The organism is Stenotrophomonas sp. HMWF003 (assembly GCF_003061285.1).
Taxonomy (GTDB): domain Bacteria; phylum Pseudomonadota; class Gammaproteobacteria; order Xanthomonadales; family Xanthomonadaceae; genus Stenotrophomonas; species Stenotrophomonas maltophilia_AP.
The window spans coordinates 1-4,145 of record NZ_QAIW01000186.1 but is presented as its reverse complement, the minus strand read 5'-3'; the positions used below and the strand labels follow the sequence as shown (position 1 = coordinate 4,145).

Sequence of the window (4,145 nt, the reverse complement as noted above, 5' to 3'; positions counted from 1 at the left end):
TTCGAAGCGGCCGACCGACAGGCCGAACTGCTTGCGGATGCGCGCGTAGGCACCGGTCACCACCGCGCCGGCCTTGGCACCGCCACTGGCGGTGGACGGCAGGGTGATCGAGCGGCCCACGGCCAGGCACTCGTTGAGCATGTTCCAGCCCTTGCCGGCCTTCTCGGCGCCGCCGATCAGCTGGGTGAGCGGAATGAACACGTCCTTGCCGCGGATCGGACCGTTCTGGAAGGTCGAGTTGAGCGGGAAGTGGCGGCGGCCGATTTCCACGCCTGCGGTGTCACGCGGCAGCAGCGCCAGGGTGATGCCGATGTCGCGGGTGGTGCCGATCAGGCCGTCCGGATCGTACATGCGGAACGCCAGGCCGATCAGCGTGGCCACCGGGGCCAGGGTGATGTAGCGCTTGTCGAAGGTGAGCTTCACGCCGAGCACCTGCTCGCCGTTCCACTCGCCCTTGCAGACGATGCCGTAATCGGGAATCGAGGTGGCGTCCGAGCCGGCGAACGGGCCGGTCAGGCCGAAGCAGGGCACTTCGCGGCCATCGGCCAGGCGCGGCAGGTACTGGTCCTTCTGCGCCTGGGTGCCGTAATGGTTGAGCAGTTCGCCCGGGCCGAGCGAGTTGGGCACGCCGACGGTGGAGCTGACCACGCTCGACACCGACGCCAGCTTCTGGATCACCTTGTGGTGGGCCAGCGCGCTGAAGCCCAGGCCGCCGTATTCCTTCGGAATGATCATGCCGAAGAACTTGTTCTTCTTGATGAAGCTCCACAGTTCCGGCGGCAGGTCGGCGTAGACGTGGGTGATTTCCCAGTCGTTGACCATTTTGCACAGCTCTTCGACCGGGCCGTCCAGGAAGGCCTGTTCCTCGGCGGTGAGCTGCGGCTTGGGGTAGTTCAGCAGGATGTTCCAGTCCGGGTCGCCGGTGAACAGCTCGCCTTCAAAGCCGACCGAGCCGGTTTCCAGCGCGATGCGCTCGGTCTGCGACAGCGGCGGCAGCACCTTGCGGAACACCTTCATCATCGGCGCGGTCAGCAGCGGCTTGCGGATGAAGGGCAGCAGCAGCGGCACGGCGATGACCGCGACGATGGCCGCAGCCACGATCGTGGCGGTCTGGTTGACGTACGGGATGAACCAGCAGGCGGCCAGCAGCACCAGGCTGACGATCGTCCAGGTGATCAGCCGCATCCGGTGGTAGGCGACGATGGCGCCCGCCAGCAGGATGGCCAGGAAGGGAACGACAATGCTCATGAGCGTGCTCCGGTGACGTGCTCGGTAGTGGCGGACTGTGCAACGGCGGAGGCCGAGGGCAACACGTCCAGATAGTCCAACACAGTAGCGGTAAAGGCGTTGTTGTCATCACCGGCGACCATATGGGTGGCCTCCGGCAACTGCACATGGCGCGCATGCGGCACCAACGCGAGGAATTCGGCCACCGTCTGCGGGGTGACCAGCGTGCTGCGGCCGCCGCTGACCAGCAGCACCGGGCATTTGACCTGGCGCGCCGCTTCGGCGAGCGCGTCCTGGTGTTGTTCGCTGTCGCGCGCCAGTTCGGCGACCAGGCGCGGGTCCCAATGCCAGCGCCAGCGGCCATGACCGTCCTCGCGCAGCAGTGCGCGCAGGGAGTCTTCAGACTTGCGCGGACGATGCGGCATGTAGGCCGAGATCACATCGGCGGCCTGCGCCAGCGAGGCGAAGCCATCGGGGTGGGCGGTCATGAACATCAGAATGCGTTCGACCCCGGCGGTGTCCCAGCGCGGGGTGATGTCCACCAGCACCATGGCCGAGAACAGGCCCGGCCAGCGCGATTCAGCGAGCAGCCCGAACAGCCCGCCCATCGAAGCGGCGACCAGGATCGGCGGCTGCGGCTGTTCGCCGGCCAGCACGATCAGGTCATCGGCAAATTGTTCGCCGTGGTAGGGCAGGTCGGCCGGGTTCCAGTCCGAGTCGCCATGCCCGCGCGCATCGTAGGCCAGGGTCTGGTAGCCGGCGGCGGCCAGCGAAAGTGCGGTGGGTGTCCAGGCATGCCGGGTCTGGCCGAAGCCATGGGCGAACAGCACGGTACCGCGGCGCCCGGCCGAGGAGCGGGAAGCGGCCAGCACGGCATCGTGCGCGCCGGTCAGTCGCTCATCGTCAACGCGGGGCAGGGTAGAAGAAGGAATGACCATACTCGCTAGTATGGACCTGCCCGTGGGCATGTCAATACTTGGGGGTATGGAAGCCCGTCGCGGCGCGGCGGAAGGGCGCCACGTCAGTGACGGCGCGGGCATTGGCGCCGGTCACGGCGTGCCATTTTGGCGGACACGGACCCCGGCGTATGGTTAAATCAACGCCATGAATGAACCTGAAGCTTCCGCCGGCGAGCCACGTGCCGGCCGCAACAGCCGCCTGAGCGCGGAAGACTGGGCCCAGGCTGCCCTGGACCTGATTGCAGAACAAGGCGTTGGCGCGGTGGCGGTGGAGCCGCTGGCGCGTCGCCTGGGGGTCACCAAGGGCAGCTTCTACTGGCACTTCCCGTCGCGTGACGCGCTGCTGCAGGCCGCGCTGGAGCGCTGGGAGCTGTTCGAGCAGGAGCAGGTGTTCGGCAGCCTGGAAGACGTGCCGGACCCGCGTGCGCGCCTGCGCCAGCTGTTCCAGGTGGTGGCCCATGAAGTGCAGCCGCACATCATCTACAGCGAGCTGCTCAAGGCGCTGGACCACCCGATGGTGCGCCCGGTCATCGACCGCGTCTCGCACCGTCGGCTGGAGTACCTGGTGGCCTCGTTCCGTCAGGCCGGGCTGAGCCGCACCGATGCGCAGCACCGCGCGCGCCTGGCGTACGCGGCATACGTCGGCTTCCTGCAGCTGTCGCTGCAGCTGCAGCAGCCCAAGCAGGCCCGCGAGGATTTCGAGGCCTACGTGGAGCATGTGATCGAGACGTTGATCCCGATCGGCTGAGGTTACTCGGCCAGTACCTGGGCGCCGTTCAATTCGGCGATGGCCGTGACCAGCTGGCTGACCGCATCGCGTTCGACGTCGGTCAGGTGCGGGTTCCATACATCGAACAGCAGCACCACGCGGGTCTGGGTGCCGCGGTTCCAGGCTTCGTGCTCCCAGGTGTCGTCAAAGCTGATGCAGCGTCCCGTCTGCCATGCATGGGTCTGCCCGGCCACGCGCAGCGCGCAGTGCTCGGGTACCAGCAGCGGCAGGTGGGTGACGATGCGGGTGTTGGTCACCCCGGTATGCGGGCGGATGTGCGATCCCGGGCCCAGTACCGAATAGAGCGCCTCCGGCGCATGGCCGGGAATCTGCACCAGCGTGGTCGCCTGCAGGGCGGCGGCGGTACGCGGGCAACGCGCGCAGTTGTCGTCATAACGTCGGCCGTGCCGATGGAAGAAGAACCCATCCCAGCGCGCTGTGGCGCCCGCTTCGCCCGCCAGGTAGCTTTGGCCGCCCGCATTGGCGGCGTCCCCCAGGAACGGTTGCAGCAGGGCGCGTTCGTCCAGCACTGACAACAGTTCCTCACGCAGCGGGTCGGTCTGGTCTTCAAGTGCCTCGTACCAGGGGAACAGCGACCGGTCCAGATAGGGCGTGGCCGGCAGGTCGGGGAAGTACAGGAAGCTCGGGCGCTGCAGCGGATCGGCTGTCTGCAGGCGCATGCGCCCCAGGTAGCCCTCCACGGCCTTGTCCACCCGTCGCAGCGCCTGGGCGCCGTGCTGGGCGTGCAGGGGCGCAAGCAGGCGGTGAAGCACGTCGTGCCGCCCGTGCGCGAGGAACTTCATGGCATGCAGAACGCGTGGGCGAAGCCCCGGGGGCGTGCTGTCGTCGCTCAGCCAGTTGCCCTGCTTCTGGGCGGCGTTGACCGCCAGAAAGTACGTGGTCAGCGCCAGGTGCGGCCGGCGCTGCTGCTCCTGCACCCAGCCCAGGTACAGGCGGGCGACAAAGAAGCCGGGGTCCAGTGCCAATGCGGCGCGCAGCAGTGGCTCGGCGGCATCGTACTGCTGCTGTTGAATCAGTGAAACGGCGAGGTTCTTGTGCGTGCCCACATCGTCGGGCGCCAGCGCCAGTGCGCGTTGCAGCAGGCGGGTGGCGTCGTGGTGGTTTCCGCGCGCGCTGTGGCACAGCGCGATGAAATTGAGTGCCTGCAGGTTGTCCGGGTCGCGTTGTCG

Annotated in this window: 4 protein-coding genes; 1 reads left to right on the top strand and 3 read right to left on the bottom strand. The window is 67.6% G+C overall.

Annotated features, from left to right (window positions below; genetic code table 11):
* Window positions 1-1,248: acyl-CoA dehydrogenase (locus DBR34_RS22335; RefSeq protein ID WP_258223732.1), on the bottom strand; the 1,248-nt coding region annotated here is incomplete at its 3' end.
* Entirely contained in the window at window positions 1,245-2,165 is a 921-nt protein-coding gene (locus tag DBR34_RS07480) for an alpha/beta hydrolase (protein ID WP_128096322.1), read from the bottom strand. The genes DBR34_RS07480 and DBR34_RS22335, both read right to left, overlap by 4 nt.
* A 166-nt stretch (window positions 2,166-2,331) precedes the next feature.
* On the opposite strand from DBR34_RS07480, the gene DBR34_RS07475 reads away from it, so the two are divergent.
* Window positions 2,332-2,934, top strand: a complete 603-nt coding sequence (locus DBR34_RS07475) for a TetR/AcrR family transcriptional regulator (protein ID WP_125357883.1) — start codon at window positions 2,332-2,334, stop codon at window positions 2,932-2,934.
* A gap of 2 nt (window positions 2,935-2,936) precedes the next feature.
* Here the strand turns inward: DBR34_RS07475 and DBR34_RS07470 are convergent.
* On the bottom strand, window positions 2,937-4,145 hold a 1,209-nt coding region (locus DBR34_RS07470), incomplete at its 5' end, for an aspartyl/asparaginyl beta-hydroxylase domain-containing protein (RefSeq protein WP_128096321.1).